The 17,960-nt window shown below is 33.1% G+C and carries 13 protein-coding genes; all 13 read right to left on the bottom strand.

Features of this window, described 5'->3' with window-relative positions; all coding sequences use genetic code 11:
* Positions 1-21: 21 nt before the first annotated feature.
* Complete coding sequence (locus tag IM744_RS15255; protein ID WP_194509016.1) at positions 22-2,262, bottom strand: TonB-dependent receptor; 2,241 nt, start codon at positions 2,260-2,262, stop codon at positions 22-24.
* Between the two features lies 1 nt (position 2,263).
* On the bottom strand, positions 2,264-2,995 hold the full coding sequence (locus IM744_RS15250) for a heavy metal translocating P-type ATPase (protein ID WP_194509015.1): 732 nt from the start codon (positions 2,993-2,995) through the stop codon (positions 2,264-2,266).
* Between the two features lie 67 nt (positions 2,996-3,062).
* Positions 3,063-3,473, bottom strand: coding sequence for an HYC_CC_PP family protein (locus IM744_RS15245; protein ID WP_241738348.1), 411 nt, complete (start codon positions 3,471-3,473; stop codon positions 3,063-3,065).
* 232 nt (positions 3,474-3,705) lie between these two features.
* The gene (locus IM744_RS15240) at positions 3,706-4,158 is read right to left on the bottom strand and encodes a heavy-metal-associated domain-containing protein (protein ID WP_194509014.1); all 453 of its coding nucleotides are present in this window, start codon (positions 4,156-4,158) and stop codon (positions 3,706-3,708) included.
* Positions 4,159-4,180: 22 nt separating this feature from the next.
* Entirely contained in the window at positions 4,181-5,965 is a 1,785-nt protein-coding gene (locus IM744_RS15235; RefSeq protein WP_194509013.1) for an efflux RND transporter periplasmic adaptor subunit, read from the bottom strand.
* The gene (locus IM744_RS15230; protein ID WP_194509012.1) at positions 5,955-6,437 is read right to left on the bottom strand and encodes a DUF305 domain-containing protein; all 483 of its coding nucleotides are present in this window, start codon (positions 6,435-6,437) and stop codon (positions 5,955-5,957) included. Before IM744_RS15230 ends, IM744_RS15235 begins: the two co-directional genes overlap by 11 nt.
* An 18-nt stretch (positions 6,438-6,455) precedes the next feature.
* Positions 6,456-8,960: a heavy metal translocating P-type ATPase gene (locus IM744_RS15225; protein WP_194509011.1), complete on the bottom strand. Its 2,505-nt coding sequence runs from the start codon at positions 8,958-8,960 to the stop codon at positions 6,456-6,458.
* 13 nt (positions 8,961-8,973) lie between these two features.
* A complete protein-coding gene (locus tag IM744_RS15220; protein WP_194509010.1) occupies positions 8,974-9,426 on the bottom strand; it encodes a heme-binding domain-containing protein in 453 nt (150 codons plus the stop codon).
* On the bottom strand, positions 9,427-10,068 hold the full coding sequence (locus IM744_RS15215) for a DUF3347 domain-containing protein (RefSeq protein ID WP_194509009.1): 642 nt from the start codon (positions 10,066-10,068) through the stop codon (positions 9,427-9,429).
* 29 nt (positions 10,069-10,097) lie between these two features.
* Positions 10,098-12,416 carry a multicopper oxidase domain-containing protein gene (locus tag IM744_RS15210; RefSeq protein WP_194509008.1) on the bottom strand — a complete coding sequence of 773 codons (2,319 nt, stop codon included), beginning with the start codon at positions 12,414-12,416 and terminating at the stop codon, positions 10,098-10,100.
* Between the two features lie 2 nt (positions 12,417-12,418).
* Positions 12,419-13,636, bottom strand: a complete 1,218-nt coding sequence (locus tag IM744_RS15205; RefSeq protein ID WP_194509007.1) for a TolC family protein — start codon at positions 13,634-13,636, stop codon at positions 12,419-12,421.
* Complete coding sequence (locus IM744_RS15200; RefSeq protein ID WP_194509006.1) at positions 13,633-17,418, bottom strand: efflux RND transporter permease subunit; 3,786 nt, start codon at positions 17,416-17,418, stop codon at positions 13,633-13,635. The genes IM744_RS15205 and IM744_RS15200 overlap by 4 nt, the downstream gene beginning before the upstream one ends.
* A 109-nt stretch (positions 17,419-17,527) precedes the next feature.
* The gene (locus IM744_RS15195) at positions 17,528-17,941 is read right to left on the bottom strand and encodes an HYC_CC_PP family protein (protein ID WP_241738347.1); all 414 of its coding nucleotides are present in this window, start codon (positions 17,939-17,941) and stop codon (positions 17,528-17,530) included.
* Positions 17,942-17,960 lie beyond the last annotated feature (19 nt).

Below are 17,960 nucleotides of genomic sequence, written 5' to 3'. Positions count from 1 at the left end.
GAAGTGACAGAGCGTTAATCTTTATTTTATTTTAAATCGTAATCCTGCATAATACATACTTCCAAAAATTGGACCATACACAAAGGTAGTATCAAAATTTGAACCAAAAGGATCATCTGCACCCAAAATAGGATTGTTTTGTCTCACGTTTGTAACATTTTCACCACCTAAATATACTTCAAATTTTGGAGAAAACACTTTAGTAACTTGAACGTTCAAGGTTCCTACAGTTGGTGATTTTTCTGGTAATCTATATTCTATTGGGTTGGACAATGTTGATGAAAAACGTTGTTCACTCAACCAATTGTAAGTGACATCAAATTTCCAATGTGATGTCTGTCCTTCTTTAATTCCAGTTTCATAAGATGCATTTGCAAAAAATCGATGCTTAGGAATTAGTGGTTTTGCTACTTTCCCAGAAGCATAAGTAGTTTGCACGTCATAATATTTATAAGCTGTTCTAAAATCAAAACGCTCAAACACGTTGTAATTCAATTCTACTTGAAAACTATTAGCATAACTATCACCTTCGAGATTATAAAAATTTACTTCCTGCGGATTTTCCCAATCAATAACGACTTGATTTTCAAAATCGGTTCTATAGAAATCAAAAGTCACGTCTGCTTTTCTTCCGAAGAGATTAAAACCTTGAAGATATGATACTCCATAATTCCATGCAATTTCTGGATCTAAACCATAGATGTTTCCGCTTGTATTTAGAATATTAATTGATCTTGATGTTGCAAAGATGTTTTGATTTTCAGCAAAAATATTAGCACTTCGTTTTCCTCTACCTATTGACGCGCGAAATGCTGATTTATCCCAAGGTGTGTATCGTGCATGCAAACGTGGCGTCACAAACTCACCTAATAAATTGTGCGTATCAAAGCGCAAGCCTGCAGTTATAGTTAACTTATCTAAATCATCATAAGCATATTCAAAAAAAGCACCTGCAGAACGCTCGCTACGCTCAAAATCATTCCCAAGAGCAAACTCATCATAATGGTCGTATGTGAAGCCTAAACCCGTTTTAATTTTATGTCTAGAATCACTAATAATCGAGTTATAAATCACATTAGAATATATACTATTATGATTAATATTATATTGATTTAAACCAAAATAAGATTCTTGATTATGACTGCTAAATGCAAATTGAACACCCATACTTTGCCAAGGAATCTCAGGATTAACATAACCTAGCTTTGCTGAGACTTCAAAACGCTCTGTATCAATTTCACTTCCCCAAGCATTGGTGGTTAAACGGTCTGTATCTGGATTAAAATCAAGTTGACCAGATTGTTTTGCGTCATTAAGATAACGTACGTTTATAAAACTTACAAATCCTTTTTCTGGGTTAGTGTACTGCCAACGATTCATCACATTGATTTGGTTGTACAATGGCATATCTAAAAATCCATCATCATTAACATCATGTTTTTCTTGATGGGTATTACCATGAACGTATAAACCTGTACTCCACTTATCACTCACCTTAGTATTAAAATGTGTGTTAAGTTCTAAACGCTGACTGCTTGCTCCATATAGATTCAAGAAAAATTTATCATCTTTTGAGGGCTTTTGAAGCTCTGCGTTGATTTGTCCTGCGATACTTTCAAAGCCATTAACGACACTTCCTGCTCCTTTGGTAATTTGGATACTTTCTACCCAAGTTCCTGGTATAAAACTTAATCCGTAAGCTTGAGATGCACCTCTAATAGAGGGTATGTTTTCTGTAGTAATTAAAATGTACTTACTAGTCAATCCTAACATTTTAATTTGACGTGTGCCTGTGACAGCATCAGAGAAATTAACATCTATGGATGGATTGGTTTCAAAGCTTTCAGATAAATTACAACACGCAGCTTTTAAAAGTTCATCACTACTTATCGTCATTATATTTTGTACACTCATGTAAGATCTTGAAGTAGCTCGCTTTCTTGCGGTTAATACTATTTGATCTAAATCTCCAGTGGCTTCTAACAAATGTTTAATGTATTTAGGCTTTGTAATTGTTATCGTATCTGTTTTAAAACCAACATAACTTATGACTAGTTTTGTATAACTTGGTTCATAAAGAATACTGAACTTCCCATCAATATCTGTAACAGCACCTATTGATGTGTCTAGCCAAAATATATTAGCTCCTGCTAATGGAAACATTTTGTTTCCATCAACTTTTTCTGTAATAATGCCTTCTATGGTCTCCTGAGAAAACATAAATAATGGCATCATCATTATGATATATATTATTTTTTTCATTTTAATTGTAGGTTTTTACAAGCATTATAATTGCCATTATAATCATAATACTATTTTCGATAAATGTGGCTTTGGTCATAGGCAACTTTAATGCAGTACCCAAACAAGCACATTGAATTGACTTTTTATTTAAAAGTGTTTTTGTAACTCCAACGGTTGTGATTCCTAGAATAATTAACGTTGCAATTAAAGCCAATGGAATTTGAATACGCATCAAAAATAGAACACCTAATGATAGTTCTATAAACGGGTAAACCCAACCATAAGCAGGTACTAACTTTGCTAGAGGATCATACATTTTGAAACTTTCTGGAAATCCTTTTAAGTCTAACAGTTTGAAGAAACTAAAGATAATGTAGAATAATCCCATAAAATCGAGCATAAAATTTTCGATATTAAAAGAATTGTAATTCATCAAAAGAGTACCCAATAAGATATATCCAAAAATAAGAAAGAGAGGAAATAATTGTCTTAACTCACTCTTCTGCCCTATTTTTTCTTCGGAAACTGAAGCAAAGACATTCTTGTTTTTCTTTTCTGAAAGTGAATATTTAGACGGTAATGCTTGTTTTAAAATTTCCGTAGAAATATGACTTTTCATTGAAATTTCAACTTCCTGAGTTTCTAAATTTATAGATACATCTTTTACTTGGTCTAGAGTATTTAAAACTTTTTCTACCGAAGCTTTACAACCATTACAGGTCATTCCTGTAACTATATATGTGTGTGTCATTTTATTTATGAAAAATTAATCTTTAGACCAAAAATTGGTCGCTAATGAATCTTAGAAATAAATAATATCAAATAAGGAATACTTGATCGAGAACTTGTATGTCTGCAATCAAATTGGGAGGAGAATAATTTTTATGAGAAATAATTTGTTTTGGTAAACTCTCAAAAAGAGACAAGTATGTGTAAACAAAAGAGGTTAGAACAAGTTTTTGATTAAAATCAATAGACTTATGAGTATTCAAGTTTAAATCCTCTTGACCTTTAACAACTTCAATCTCTTCTTTACAACATCCTTTTGTTATTGTTGTTTCTGTATGTATTACCATATCCATACCGCAACTTTCTGCTTTTTGAAACACAGCTGTATCAATTAAAACGTCTCCACAAAAACTTTTCACAACAGTAAAAGAGGCTGTTGACAGCAAAAGCAAAAGCGCCATTGCGATAGAAAATAGTTTATGTAAAACTTGTTTTAACATGTTGCAAAGTTAAAAAAAAGAAATTAGCTCTAATAAAATTACAGTTTAAGTTTATAATGAAAAAAATGCTTGTGCTAAAAAAATCTGTAACAAGGTTACATCAAAAATCATCCAAAGTTGAAAAACAAATTTTAGCCTTCCATCTTTGGATTCTTAACGAAATACAGAAAAAATATAAACAAGATAAAATAGGTGAATTATACTTGTAATATAATTTCAGCATAATACATTCTTATTCTTTATTCATTACCATTTCATGATCATATTTACAACATCCTGGTAAACCATCATAAGCTTCTAAATCACCAGAAACTTTTTCGGTATCATAACCCGATGATGCAACTGCATTATGAATAGCCATAGCATCTGTTTTAGTATCATTAAAAGATACATCAATTTTCTTTTTATCTACATCCCAAGTTGCTTTATCAACACCATCAACAGCATTTGCTGCTTTCTCAATTGTGTTTTTACACATACCGCAATTTCCTCTTACTCCAAAAGAAATATCTGCGTTAGCCATTTCTTTAGATACTTCGGTTGTTGTTTCGTTTTCTTGTTTAGCTCCGTTTTTACAACTTGTTAAACCAATAGCCATAATTACAGCTGCACTAAAAATTACTTTTTTACTCACGTTGTTCATCTTAATCATTTTCTGTTCGTTATTTTTCTTTAAAAAATTCATTGTATTAAATTTAAATTATTAATTATTCGATTACTTGTTTTACTTCGCCACAACTTAGCATTGCACCACCAAAATATGGATTGATTACTTTTTCTTTTTTACTTAACCAATAAGCGCCTTTGTTGTTATCTCCCATTGGACAAAATTGATGATACACTTTTTCGTTTATTCCAAATACTTCAATTGCATTTGTTAAATGAGAAGAAAGGTTTTTAAAATAACTCCTTTGTTCTTCAATTTTAGATGTATTTGAAATTGAAGTAGCTACTGTTCTTATTTCTTTTTCAATGGACATCCAATGCATATGTGCTTCTTTATCTGTTAATAGTTTCATGTCTATTTTAGATAAATCAGTCAATACTTGTTTTGATTCTACTATAACGTTGTTTAGATCATCTTTAACTAAAGCGTCTTTCAATTTTATATAATCATTAAAGACTACTTTTAATTGATTCTGAAAATCTTTTGAGACTTTTATTCTTTCATTTTTATTGGAAAGCTTTTCATTATTTACTGAAGCAGTTGTTTCCATCCCAAGATGTCCTTCATGTCCAGTCATAACTTTACCACCTTCCCTATTCATCATAGATTTTTTGCCTTGTAATTGTGCAGCAGCATCTACTGTAAATGTTCCGTTGGTTACCACTTCATCACCACTGTTTAAACCTTCTAAAACTTGATAATTATCACCAATTTGATTGCCTAAAGTAATTTCACGCATTTCAAAAACAGGTTCATTTGGATTCGACTTAATATAGACTACAGAGCGTTTTCCCGTCCATAAAACAGCAGTTGTTGGTATAGATAAAACTTCTTCTTTACTCGAAGAAGGACTTCCTTTTATTTTTCCTTCAACAAACATTCCTGGTTTAAATAAACCATCTTTATTACTCAGTACAACTCTTAATTTTACGGTTCTTGTTTTAGTATCTAAAATGGGATCTATAAATTCTACTTTAGCTTTAAACTCTTTATCAGCATAGGCATTAGTAGTCACTATTACGTCTTGACCTTTTTTAAATTGGCTGATTTGATTTTCATAGACATCAAAGTTTGCCCAAACTGTTTTTAAATTTGAAACTTTAAAAATCGGCTTGCCATCCATGATATGAGAGCCTTCATTTACAGCAATTTCTGTAACTACACCAGATACATGAGAGTATATAGTAAAACTTGTTTTTACTTGTCCTGTTTGTTCCACCTCATCTAATTGAGAGCCATGAATCCTCCAGTTTTTAAACTTATTTTTAACCGCATTATATAATTTTGGCTGAGATGCTTTTAGTTTATATGCAGTAATTAACTCTTGCTGTGCAGCAATAAGTTCTGGAGAATATATTTTTGCAAAAGCTTGTCCGTTTTTAACTTGTTCTCCTAACGATTTTATGTATAGTTTTTCTATTCTTCCATTAAAATGTGCTGGCATTGTAGCTGTTTCATTTTCATTTTCTGTAATTTTTCCAGATAAAACGAAACCTGTATCCATATTAGAAGTGTTATCGCCTACAATGGATGTTTGTATGTTAGCCAAAGCCATAGCATTTTCAGTAAGTTTAAACTGATCTGCTAATAAACCTTCGGCACTGCTTTCTGCTGGAATTAAATCCATTCCACATATTGGGCAATCGCCAGGTTCTGGTTGCATAATTTGAGGATGCATGGAGCATGTCCACATTTGGTTAGTCTCAGCAACCTCTTTATGATTGTGTTCAGTTTCTGTATTTGATGATCCACCAAAAATAAACCAACCCAATAAAAGACCTATGGCTAGTAAACTAATGTATATAACTACTTTATTATCTTTCATTTTCTAAACGTTTTATCATTGCTTTCATATCTTCTATTTCCTTTCGTTGTGCTTTAATAATATCATTAGCCAATTTTTTCACTTCTGGATCTTGAATATCTGCACGCTCACTAGTTAAAATGGCTATTGAGTGATGAGGAATCATACCTTTTAACCAAAGTACATCTCCAACTATTGGTGCTTGAGCTCTAACTAAACTTAATGAGGCAATAAAAAGCGTTAAGCTTCCAATTAAAATCGCGATGTTCTTTTTTTTATTTTTATACATTTTCAACATAAATAATAGCATAATAACCGCCATTGTTGAAATTCCTAAGCATACCATGTAAAAACGTGTTAAGCTAAAATAGACATGATCAATAGCATAGGTATTTAAGTACATTGTGATATACATGGCTACAAATGATAATACTAACATTAAAAAAAATGTTTTGTAATTCCCTTTGTTTGTGTGTTGTTTTGAATTTTCCATAATTATTTGACTTAATAGTTAAATTTTAATATTTCTTAAACGTAACGCATTGGCTATTACTGATACTGAACTAAAACTCATTGCTAATGCTGCAATCATTGGAGATAATAACAACCCAAAAAATGGATATAATATTCCTGCTGCAATTGGTACACCGATAACATTATAAACAAATGCAAAAAACAAGTTTTGTTGTATGTTTTTAACCACACCATGACTTAAATTTTTAGCTTTTAGAATGCCTTGTAAATCTCCTTTAACTAAAGTAATTGTAGCACTTTCAATAGCAACATCGGTTCCTGTTCCCATTGCAATACCAACTTCCGACTGTGCTAAAGCTGGTGCATCATTAATACCATCTCCAGCCATAGCAACTATTTTCCCTTGCTGCTGCAATTTTTTTATTTCGTTTAGTTTATCCTCTGGAAGACATTCTGCTTTATAATGTTTTAGTTTTAATTGTTCTGCGACTGCTTTGGCTGTGTTTTTATTGTCACCAGTAAGCATAATTACCTCAATACCATTGTCCTGAAGTTGTTTTATAGCCTCTTGACTTGTTTTTTTAATGGCATCAAAAATGGTCACGTAACCTACAGCTTCATTTTCTACAGTTATGTAAGACACTGTTTTTCCTTGTTCTTGCTCTGCAATTACTTCATTGGCTAAATTTTCTGAAATAGAAATAGAGAATTGCTCTAATAATTTAGCATTACCTAAGGCCACTTTTTTAGCATCAATGGCACCAATAACGCCTTTTCCTGCTACTGCTTCAAAATCGTTTACTTTAGTAATGGGCACCTTTTTTAATTTGCCATAATTTACTATAGCTTCTGCTAAAGGGTGCTCGCTATATTGATTTAAAGAAGCAATGTAGCCGAGTAGTAGCTCTTGTTCAATTTTAGTAACAGCAATCACTTTTTCAACAGATGGTTTTCCTTCTGTAATCGTTCCTGTTTTATCTACAATAAGCACATCTACTTTATTCATTTTCTCTAAAGCTTCTGCGTTTTTAATCAACACACCAGATTGTGCACCTCTACCAACACCAACCATAACAGACATTGGTGTTGCTAATCCTAATGCACAAGGACAAGCAATAATTAATACAGCAATGGCATTTACAAATGCAAATACATACGCTGGTTCTGGCCCAAAGACTGCCCAAAGAATAAAGGTAATTATAGAAACTAGTAATACGGTAGGAACAAAATATTTGGCAATTCTATCTGCAAGTTTTTGAATTGGTGCTTTAGAGCGACTTGCATTATTAACCATATGAATAATTTGAGAAAGCAAAGTTTCTGAACCTACTTTTTCAGCTTTCATCACAAACGACTTTGTGCCATTTATCGTTCCTGAGGTTACTTTATCGGCTACCACTTTATCTACAGGAATAGGTTCTCCGGTAATCATAGATTCGTCAATACTACTCTGTCCTTCAACAATACTACCATCTACAGGTATTTTTTCTCCAGGTTTTACACGTAATAAATTGCCTCGTTCAATTTTATCAATTGCAATAACTTTGTCTTCGCCTTCTGTTACCAATGTTGCGGTTGCTGGTACTAATTTCAGCAATTCCTTTATTGCACCACTAGTTTGACTATGCGCTTTAGCTTCTAATAGTTGTCCTAATAATACTAAGGTTAGAATCACTGTTGCAGCTTCAAAATACACAAAAACATTGCCATCTGCGGTTTTAAAATCTATAGGAAATACGTCTGGAAATAACATAGCGAATACACTAAATAACCAAGCAATACCAGAACCTATTCCGATAAGCGTAAACATGTTAAAATTTCTTGTTTTTATTGAAGTCCAAGCACGTGTAAAAAACATCCATGTGGCATAAAACACAACAGGAATAGATAATACAAACTGAATCCAATTCCATGTTTTTTGCTCTAAAATGGTATATAATGGATTATTGTTTAACATTTCTGACATGGCTATTAAAAATATGGGCACAGTAAAAGCGACTGCAATCCAAAACTTTTTTAATAGTTTATTATAGATTTTATCTTCTGCTGAAGCATCTGCTTCCAATGGCACTAAATCCATTCCGCAAATGGGACACGCTCCAGGTTCGTCTTTAATAACTTCAGGATGCATTGGGCACGTCCATTGATCTGCTTTGGTATTTGATAGGTTTTGTTCTTCGACTAAATCCATTCCGCATATAGGACAATCACCAGCTTTATCATAGGTTTTTTCACCTTCGCAATGCATTGGGCAGTAAAATGTTCCTGTTCCTTTGCTTTTTTTTATTTCCGCGGAAGTGGTACTATGTTCCTTGGCATAATTATGGTCTCCTAAATTATGTATGCTGTATCGACCACCATCATTTTTTAAAGCCTCCTGAAAGGTTTCTAAGGGGATATGTGATACCATTTCGATTATTGCTTCTGCTTTTTCTAAATCAACAGTAGCTTTTGAAACATCTTTTACTTTTGAAAGTGTTTCTTCTACGTGACCGCGACAACCGTTGCAAGTCATTCCATGTATATGATAATTGTGTTTCATAATATTATATGATTTATAAACTGTCTCTTAATTGTGTCATCCATTGGATAATAGTTATTTTTTCTTCTTCTGAAAATTCTGCATCTTTATGAATCGATATATAAAACTCTAAAGGCATTTTGTCACTTTCAATTTGTTTAATAATTGACCGAAGCTTACTTAATTTTCTTCGGTTTGATAAAGAGTCCCATTCACTAAAATTAAGTTCAGCCTTACCTTCATTTATATGACCTTCTAAAAACCAAGCAATAGGTTGCATTTTATTATACCAAGGATAATTTGTGTTGTTACTATGGCAATCATAACATGATACTTGTAACATGCTTTTTATGTTATTTGGAACTTTGTTAACTAACATAAAATCGGTTACTGGAACGGTATCACTTTGGTTACGTTTTGTGGGAATAAATTGTATTCCCACAAAAGCAACCATTAAAACCAACACTATGTTTTTAACAGTTTTCATTTAGTTAATCTCTTTCTGTACTTTTCCACATTTTAGCATTTTACTTCCATAATAAGGGTTACGTACTTCTTCGCTCATACTTAACCAAGCACTACCTTTATCATACATTGGGCAAAACTGTTCGTATAAAGTATTTGCTGTTCCTGTAATTGTAACCATATCCGTTACATCCTTGCTTAAAATTTTAAAATGTTCTCTTTGATGTGCCATTGGACTTTCTGAAATATGCTCTGCGTGTTCCACAGCATCTTCAATAATTTCGTTTAGTTCCGATTTTTGAGCGTCTGTGTATTTAGAAACATCTAAATTAACAAGGCTTTTTGCTAATTTACCTCCAAGTTCTTTTGCTTTTGAATTATCATCTGCGACCAAAGCATTTTTAAGATTAAAATAATCTTTAAGTATGAGTTCTGAGTTGCCATCTTGATCAGCATTCATTGTCATTTCTTTGTTCTCATTATCATGATGCCCATTGCTATTGTCATGATTCATTGCTGAATGATTTTCATCAGCACTCATTTCAGTATGAAGACTATCCTCATTACTATGTTCTTTTTTAGTATCTTTACAAGACATTACTGTTAGTGTTACTAATGCTATTGCTATTGCTAAAATTCCTGTTGTTACTTTTAAATTCTTCATTGTTTTTTTATTTAATAATTATTATTTGTTTAAAATCGAACTGATAATCCTCCACCAGTTCCAAAACGATTATCATGACTTCCCATAAGTGAAAAGTTTTTGGATAAAAAATATTCTATTCCAACACTCCAAGTGACTTCTTTATTAAAATTGTCTCCAGAAGGTAGGTCGTCTAACCAACCAAAATCGGCTTGATATTCATAATTCCCAAAAATGGCTGTTTTTGGGAAAATCATAATTTCTCTACTGAAACTTATTTGTGGTCTTAATTTACTATCCATACGTACGTCAAGTTGGAATAAATAAGGCGTTAGATAACGAATTCCCGCAACAGCAGTGGTTTCAATATCGTCTAACGAATCTTCCATTTCATTTTCAAAATTTACACCTCCAAATACTCTTAAATAATCGTGTAAATAGCGTTCGTAAGTAAACTCGGCCTCTAGGTTTTCGTTCCAACCGTATTCGGCTGTTACATTAAATTGGTTACGAATATTTGAAATCACATAATTAAACTCAGTCATATGTGATGCTGCATCTAACATGCCCCAAGAATACATATGCGTATCTTCTTTAATCAACTTAGTTATAGGAAATTTTTCCAAGCGCTTATCTCGAGGTGTATCATAACTTACAATACGTGTCATTCCACTCATCATATGATACAATATGTGACAATGAAAGAACCAATCTCCATACTCATCTCCATAAAACTCAATGGTAACTTCCTGCATTGGTGGCACGTTTACTGTATGTTTTAAAGGTGAGTATTCTCCATTTTTATTAATCACTCTAAAGAAATGTCCGTGAAGGTGCATTGGATGATGCATCATCGTTAAGTTGTTAAAAGTCATCCTAGTAACTTCACCAGACTTAATTTTTATTTTATCTGCTTCCGATAATGGCACACCATTAATACTCCATATGTAACGGTTCATATTACCCGTTAGATTTAAAAGTATATCTCTAACAGGAAGGTCTTTACTATACGTTGTTTTATTTGGAGATCTTAGATAATCATAATTATACTCAGAAAACATATCCATGTCTTGCATACCATCTATTTTCATATCATCAGCTTTCATATTCATACTAGAATCTGCTCGCTTATCCATGGACATTTTACTGTGATCCATTTTCATGTCTTTCATTTTATCCATTCCCATAGAATCTTTTGGTTTACTCATATCCATTACAGACATATTATCCATTTGCATTCCATATTCCGCCTTCATGTCATAGCGTTCATCCTTTCTTGGTTGAAATTTCAAGGCATGTGCTCCCATTTTCATATTCATTTTTGCCATTTTTTGCATCATGCCAATTTTATCAGGTCTTGTAACTTCCATAGCAGGAAGTATGTTGCCATTTCCTAAAAACGCAGAAGCTGTACCAGAGCCATCTTGGGCTGTAATTTTAAATTCTAACTTTCCTTTGGCTGGAATGGTTACTATAAAATCATAGGTTTCAGCAACACCTATAAAGGTTTTGTTCTTTTTTACAGGAATTACAACGAGTCCATCTGAAGCTATCAAGATTGGTGTTTCCCCTCCAAAAGTCATCCAAAATGAAGATGATGCAGCACCATCAATAATTCGTAACCTTACTTTTTCTCCTGGCTTAAAATCTGGATATTCAATCCTTTCTTCTCCATTTATTAAAAATGCTGGATAGTAGACATCTGCAATGTCTGCACCTTCCATACGTTGTCTCCAAAAATCTAACTGCGCACCAAATGCGCCTCTAGAGATTACCTGATTTAATGGTGTGGCAGTTCCTTTTTTCATACTATACCATTCGTTCCCTCGTTTTAAATTACGTAAAACATTCATTGGTTTTTCGTTGGTCCAATCGGATAACATTAATACCAATTCCTTGTCGTAATCCAACGTTTTTTCTTTAGGTTTAATCACGAAAGATCCATAAACACCACTTTGTTCTTGCAACATTGTATGCGAATGGTACCAATAGGTTCCGGATTGTTTTAAGGGAAACTCATATTTAAAAGTTTCACCAGGAGCAATTGGTGGTGTCGTTAAATAAGGAACTCCATCATAAAAGTTAGGTAATAACAGCCCATGCCAATGAATAGAAGTTTCCACATCCATATTATTTTTAACATAGATTACAGCATATTCTCCTTCTGTAAATTCTAATACAGGACCAGGAATAGTTCCATTAATAGTCATTCCCATAACCTCTTTATCTACTTTGTTAACCATTTTTTTATTTATGGTTAGTGTATATTCTTTTACGGGAAGATTATCTACATTTCCTTCTTTGGATTGTGCGAATGAAAATTGCATCGCAATTAACAGTAGTACTATTATATATTTTAGTTTTTTCATTTCTAGTTGCTTAAATAATTAATAATTGTCGATTGCACATAATAGTTTCTAATCGACTCTATTTCATTTATTTGAAACTTCAATTGCAATTCTTGAATATCTAATACATCATTAAAATCTATGGTTCCTGTTTCGTAACTTCTTATTAAAATAGTTTCAGCATCTTTAGCTTGTTTTAAATTTTTAGCTTGCGTATTGTAACTTATTCTTGCTGAAATTCTTTCATTAATAGCTTTATCTAACAAAGTTTCTAAACTATTAAATCGTTCTTGCTTTTGGAATTCAATTTCCTGTTGTTGTAATTCGTTTTGTTTGGTTTGCGATTTGTATTTTTTATTGAATATTGGAATGGAAACCGAAACCATTGGCATAACTATATCCTTTCCGTTATCATTAAAATTCATATTTGGTCTTTCTGAAATGGCGATATAATCTAAACCAAAACCAATCATTGGATTGCTTTCTTTCTGATTTACTAGTTCTGATTTTTCTACGGAAGCAAACAGTTTATCATACTTCAACAATTCTGGATGTAATACTAAATTTTCCAAATTTATTTCAAAATCTTCTGAAGGCATATGCAATGCATTTACAACATTTACAGCAATAGTTTTATCCCGATTTAGTAGCTTATTAAAATTAGTTTGCTCTGCTAAAAATTGTTGACTTAAGATGTCTAATAATTGTTGCATTTCATTCTGACGCATTTGCAATCGCAATACATCAACTGCAGATGCTTTACCAACTTCAACAGAGGTTAAAGCTAATGTTTCGTAGGTGTCTAATAATTTAATATTCTCGTTTAAAACTTCTTGTTTTGCTTTATTAGCGTAAAGATTATAATACGATTGCGACACCGAAGCAACAAGCTTTCGTTTAGCAATTACAATGTCTTCATATTTTGCATCAGCCAATGCGCTTACATAATTTTCGCGTGAAGTAATAGTCCCAAACCAAGGCAACATTTGCTTTGCTGAAACTTTAAAACGTTGTGCTCCTGTGCGTGTTTCTGGTTCACTTACAAAATAGCCAGCACTAAAATCGGTGTTTGGAAGCGTGTTAACTTCATTCACTTTTTCGGCAGCAATGCTATACTGCATCTCGAATTTTTGAATTTCAGGATTGTTATTTAAAGCCTCTTCTATGTGTTTCTCTAATTCTTGAGCATTAGAAAAACTAACCGTTAAAAGACCTATCAGTATTAAAATTATTCTATTCATTTGTTTGCTCTTTTTAATTTAAACTCTTCTCTCCAGCTATATAAAACCGGGACAATAAAGTAGGAAGTAATGTCTATTACCATTCCTCCAAATATTGGAATTGCCATAGGAATCATAATATCGCTACCTTTTCCTGTAGATGTCAAAACAGGTAACAACGCTAAAATGGTAGTCACTGTAGTCATTAAACACGGACGAATACGTTTTTCTGCAGCATGTAAAGCAGCAGCTCTAATACTTTTTTTGTCAGAAGGTTTTTCGCGATCAAAAGTTTGCGTTAAGTAGGTTGCCATAACCACACCATCATCTGTAGCAATACCAAATAGTGCAATAAAACCAACCCAAACAGCGACACTTAAATTGATGGTTTTCATGTTGAAGAGGTCTCGCATATTCTCGCCAAACAAACTAAAATTGAAAAACCAATCTTGACCATATAACCAAATCATTATAAAACCACCTGCAAACGCAACCGTAATTCCGGTAAATACCATTAACGATGTGGTTACAGATTTAAACTGAAAATAAAGTATTAAAAAGATGATGGCTAATGCCAATGGAACAACAACAGACAATGTTTTTTCTGCTCGTAATTGATTCTCATAAGTACCTGTAAATTTATAACTGATACCTTTTGGAACAATTAGATCTCCAGATTCTATTTTTTGTTGAAACAAGGCTTGTGCATTTTCTACAACATCAACTTCTGCAAAACCATCCAATTTATCAAACAAGACATACCCAACTAAAAAGGTGTCTTCACTTTTTATGACTTGTGGACCTTGCTCGTATTTAATGGTTGCCAATTCACTTAAAGGAACAGGACTACCCGTTTCTACAGGAATATAAATGTCTTTTATATCCTCTGGATTACCACGAAGCTCTCTTGGATAACGCACTCTAACGCCATAACGTTCTCGTCCTTCAACGGTTTGGGTTAATGACATACCACCAATGGCCACTTTTAGAACACTTTGTACATCTTCGATAGAAATACCGTAACGTGCTATTTTTTCTCTATCAATATCAATTAGCAAATAGGGTTTTCCAACAATTCTATCGGCAAAAACAGCTTCTATTTTAACGCCTTCCGCTTGTTTTAAAAGACTTTCTAATTGTAATCCAAAAGCTTCAATTTGTTTTAAATCTTGACCTTTTACTTTAATTCCCATTGGCGCACGCATCCCAGTTTGTAACATTACCAGTCGGGTTTCTATAGGTTGTAATTTAGGCGCAGACGTCACGCCTGGTAATTTGGTGACTCTTACAATTTCATTCCAAATATCATCTGGACTGTTAATTTCTGGTCGCCAGTTTCTGTAATATTCACCATTGTTATCTTCGATAAGTTGATTTGCTTTAATAGATGTTCCAGAAGGAATAAAACGTGTTTTTTTGTCATTCTGAACAGCGTGAAAAATCTCTTGATGAGATTCCTCGTCACTCGTGCCTCGCTCTGTCGGAATGACATTATCTTTCAATTCAAACAACCCATCAGCATTCACTTTATAACGCTGTCTTTTTCCTTTGGAATTGCGCATATATTCCGATTTATATTGAATCATGTTTTCATACATAGATAAAGGCGCAGGATCTAAAGATGAATCTGTTCTACCAGCTTTTCCGACTACAGTTTCAATTTCTGGAATAGTAGCAACCGCCATGTCTAATTGCTGAAGCACACGTTTGTTCTCTTCAACACCAGAATGAGGCAAGGACGTTGGCATTAATAAAAACGACCCTTCATTTAAGGAAGGCATAAACTCTTTTCCTGTATTTTTCATAATCCAAAATCCAGATATAAGAACGGTCGCAGGAATTATTAAAAACAATACTTTATTGGCTAGAGCCCTCTTTAGAATCTGACTATAATACCTTCTGAAAACAGAAAACACACCTAAAATTCCGAAGCAAATAATAGCGACAAAAATAAGATTGACAATGATACTGCGGTTAAAACCTAATGGTCTCCAATATTCGGCAAGTAGAAAAACAATTGCAATCGAGGAAATAATAATATTTATGAGGTTGATTTTCTTCTTATCTATTTTACCTAAAACACCTAATAAACCAGTGATTCCGAAAGCCACTAAGAGTAAACCTAACCAAAACCCGTAAATAATAATTGCAATTCCCGCAAGTATTAAAATGCCATTTAAAAAATATCTAAATGAATTTTTTAATGTTGTTTTTCTGAATAAATACGCTGCAAATGGTGGAATTAAAAACAAGGCAATAACCAAAGATGCTGATAAAGCCATCGTTTTTGTAAAGGCTAAGGGTCTAAATAATTTTCCTTCGGCACCAATCATCGTAAATACAGGTACAAAACTGATAATGGTAGTTAAAACTGCAGTTAATATAGCTCCAGAAACTTCTGCAGTAGCGTTATAAATAACCTCATTTATAGTGTATGCTGTACCATCTTCGCGAAGTCTTAAAGCATCATCATCGAGGTGTCGAATCATATTTTCGGCAAGTATGACGCCAACATCGACCATAGTTCCAATAGCAATAGCAATACCAGAAAGCGCAACAATATTGGCATCTACGTCAAATAGTTTCATGGCAACAAAAACCATTAAGACTGCAACTGGTAATAATCCTGAAATTAAAATGGAAGCTCTTAAATTAAAAACCATAATTATAATCACCAAAATGGTAATTAATATCTCTAATGTCAATGCTTCGTTAAGCGTATCTAAGGTTTCTACAATCAGTTCTGTACGATCGTAAAAAGGAACCACAGTTAATTGAGAGGTGCGTCCATCTGCTAAAACTTTAGATGGCAAACCGCCTTTAAGCTCGTTAATTTTTGCTTTGACATTGGTAATGACTTCCATAGGGTTTGCGCCATATCTTGCAACTACAACACCACCAACAACTTCGGCACCTTCCTTATCCAATAGGCCTCTTCGTGCAGCAGGACCTAAGGTAACCTTACCAATATCTTTAATTTTAATTGAAGTAAAATCTTCTGAAGTCACCACAGCATTTTCAATATCTTCAACAGATTTTACGTAGCCTAAACCTCTCACTAAATATTCGGCTTGATTGATTTCTAATGTCTGCGCACCAATATCCTGATTACTACTTTTAACCGCTTTTACAACTTGATTTAAACTAATATTGTATTGGCGCATTAATTCTGGATTAACATCTACTTGGTATTCTTGAACATAACCACCAATAGAAGCTACTTCAGCGACACCACTTGCAGAAGACAATCCGTATTTCACATAGTAATCTTGAATACTTCTTAATTCATGTAAATCCCAACCACCAGTTACGTTTCCATTTTCATCTCTACCTTCAAGTGTGTACCAATATATTTGACCTAAACCTGTGGCATCAGGTCCTAAAGCAGGATTTACATCGTTTGGTAATAAGTTACTAGGTAGCGAGTTTAACTTTTCTAAAATTCGGCTTCGACTCCAGTAAAATTCTATATCTTCCTCAAAAATGATGTAGATACTAGAGAAGCCAAACATAGAAGAACTACGAATGGTTTTTACTCCAGGAATTCCCAATAGCGAAGTGGTTAGCGGATACGTAATCTGATCTTCGATATCTTGTGGTGAACGACCATCCCATTTGGTGAAAACAATTTGTTGGTTTTCACCTATATCAGGAATAGCATCTACTGCTACTGGATTACTTGGTAGAAATCCGGTATCCCAATTAAAAGGTGCATTTACAGTTCCCCAACCTACAAAGAGGACGAGTAATAAAACTGCTACGAGTTTATTTTCTATTAAAAATTTGATGCTTTTATTTAGCATGAAGTTTGATGTTTAAAACAATTAGACATTGGTGTTAAGAAAACACCGAATACAGAAAACCATCCTAATGATATAAATCACTGGATAATAGAGTCTTTTGTTTTAAAAATCAGATTAAATAGGTCTCGTCTAACTTAAAGATTTGCGTTGTGACGAGTGGTGGTTCATATGCTTCGTAAGAAGACACATTATTATCTAAACCTTCAAAAAGGTTAATATAAGTATAGACAAATGAAGCTATAAATACTTGCTGCTCAAAAGAAATTTGATCGACTTGTAGTTGTAATTCGTTTTGACCATCAACAACTGATTGTTCGTCATTACAGCAGTTTTTTTTGATTATAGAACAACCTTCGGTTGAAGGTGTTTGCATTTCCATACCACAACCTTTAGCTTTCTTAAAAACCGCAGTTTCTACTAAAGTATCTCCACAATAATGCATATTCATAGTGAACGACATTGTAGAGAATAACACTACAAAAGCCATTGCAAAAGACATTATTTTATGGAATACTTGCTTCATAATTAATTACAAAGTTAAA

Origin of the sequence: Psychroserpens luteus (assembly GCF_015319355.1) — a bacterium.
GTDB classification, from domain to species: domain Bacteria; phylum Bacteroidota; class Bacteroidia; order Flavobacteriales; family Flavobacteriaceae; genus Psychroserpens; species Psychroserpens luteus.
The sequence above is the reverse complement of the archived record's forward strand: the minus strand, read 5'-3'. Positions and strand labels throughout refer to the sequence as shown.

What these genes read in the sequence shown, in the direction of transcription:
- IM744_RS15235 (WP_194509013.1), bottom strand. Translation starts at nt 5,965, where the DNA reads ATGAAAGATAATAAAGTAGTTATATACATTAGTTTACTAGCCATAGGT.
- IM744_RS15230 (WP_194509012.1), bottom strand. Translation starts at nt 6,437, where the DNA reads ATGGAAAATTCAAAACAACACACAAACAAAGGGAATTACAAAACATTT.
- IM744_RS15255 (WP_194509016.1), bottom strand. Translation starts at nt 2,262, where the DNA reads ATGAAAAAAATAATATATATCATAATGATGATGCCATTATTTATGTTT.
- IM744_RS15220 (WP_194509010.1), bottom strand. Translation starts at nt 9,426, where the DNA reads ATGAAAACTGTTAAAAACATAGTGTTGGTTTTAATGGTTGCTTTTGTG.
- IM744_RS15200 (WP_194509006.1), bottom strand. Translation starts at nt 17,418, where the DNA reads ATGCTAAATAAAAGCATCAAATTTTTAATAGAAAATAAACTCGTAGCA.
- IM744_RS15205 (WP_194509007.1), bottom strand. Translation starts at nt 13,636, where the DNA reads ATGAATAGAATAATTTTAATACTGATAGGTCTTTTAACGGTTAGTTTT.
- IM744_RS15210 (WP_194509008.1), bottom strand. Translation starts at nt 12,416, where the DNA reads ATGAAAAAACTAAAATATATAATAGTACTACTGTTAATTGCGATGCAA.
- IM744_RS15215 (WP_194509009.1), bottom strand. Translation starts at nt 10,068, where the DNA reads ATGAAGAATTTAAAAGTAACAACAGGAATTTTAGCAATAGCAATAGCA.
- IM744_RS15250 (WP_194509015.1), bottom strand. Translation starts at nt 2,995, where the DNA reads ATGACACACACATATATAGTTACAGGAATGACCTGTAATGGTTGTAAA.
- IM744_RS15245 (WP_241738348.1), bottom strand. Translation starts at nt 3,473, where the DNA reads ATGTTAAAACAAGTTTTACATAAACTATTTTCTATCGCAATGGCGCTT.
- IM744_RS15240 (WP_194509014.1), bottom strand. Translation starts at nt 4,158, where the DNA reads ATGAATTTTTTAAAGAAAAATAACGAACAGAAAATGATTAAGATGAAC.
- IM744_RS15225 (WP_194509011.1), bottom strand. Translation starts at nt 8,960, where the DNA reads ATGAAACACAATTATCATATACATGGAATGACTTGCAACGGTTGTCGC.
- IM744_RS15195 (WP_241738347.1), bottom strand. Translation starts at nt 17,941, where the DNA reads ATGAAGCAAGTATTCCATAAAATAATGTCTTTTGCAATGGCTTTTGTA.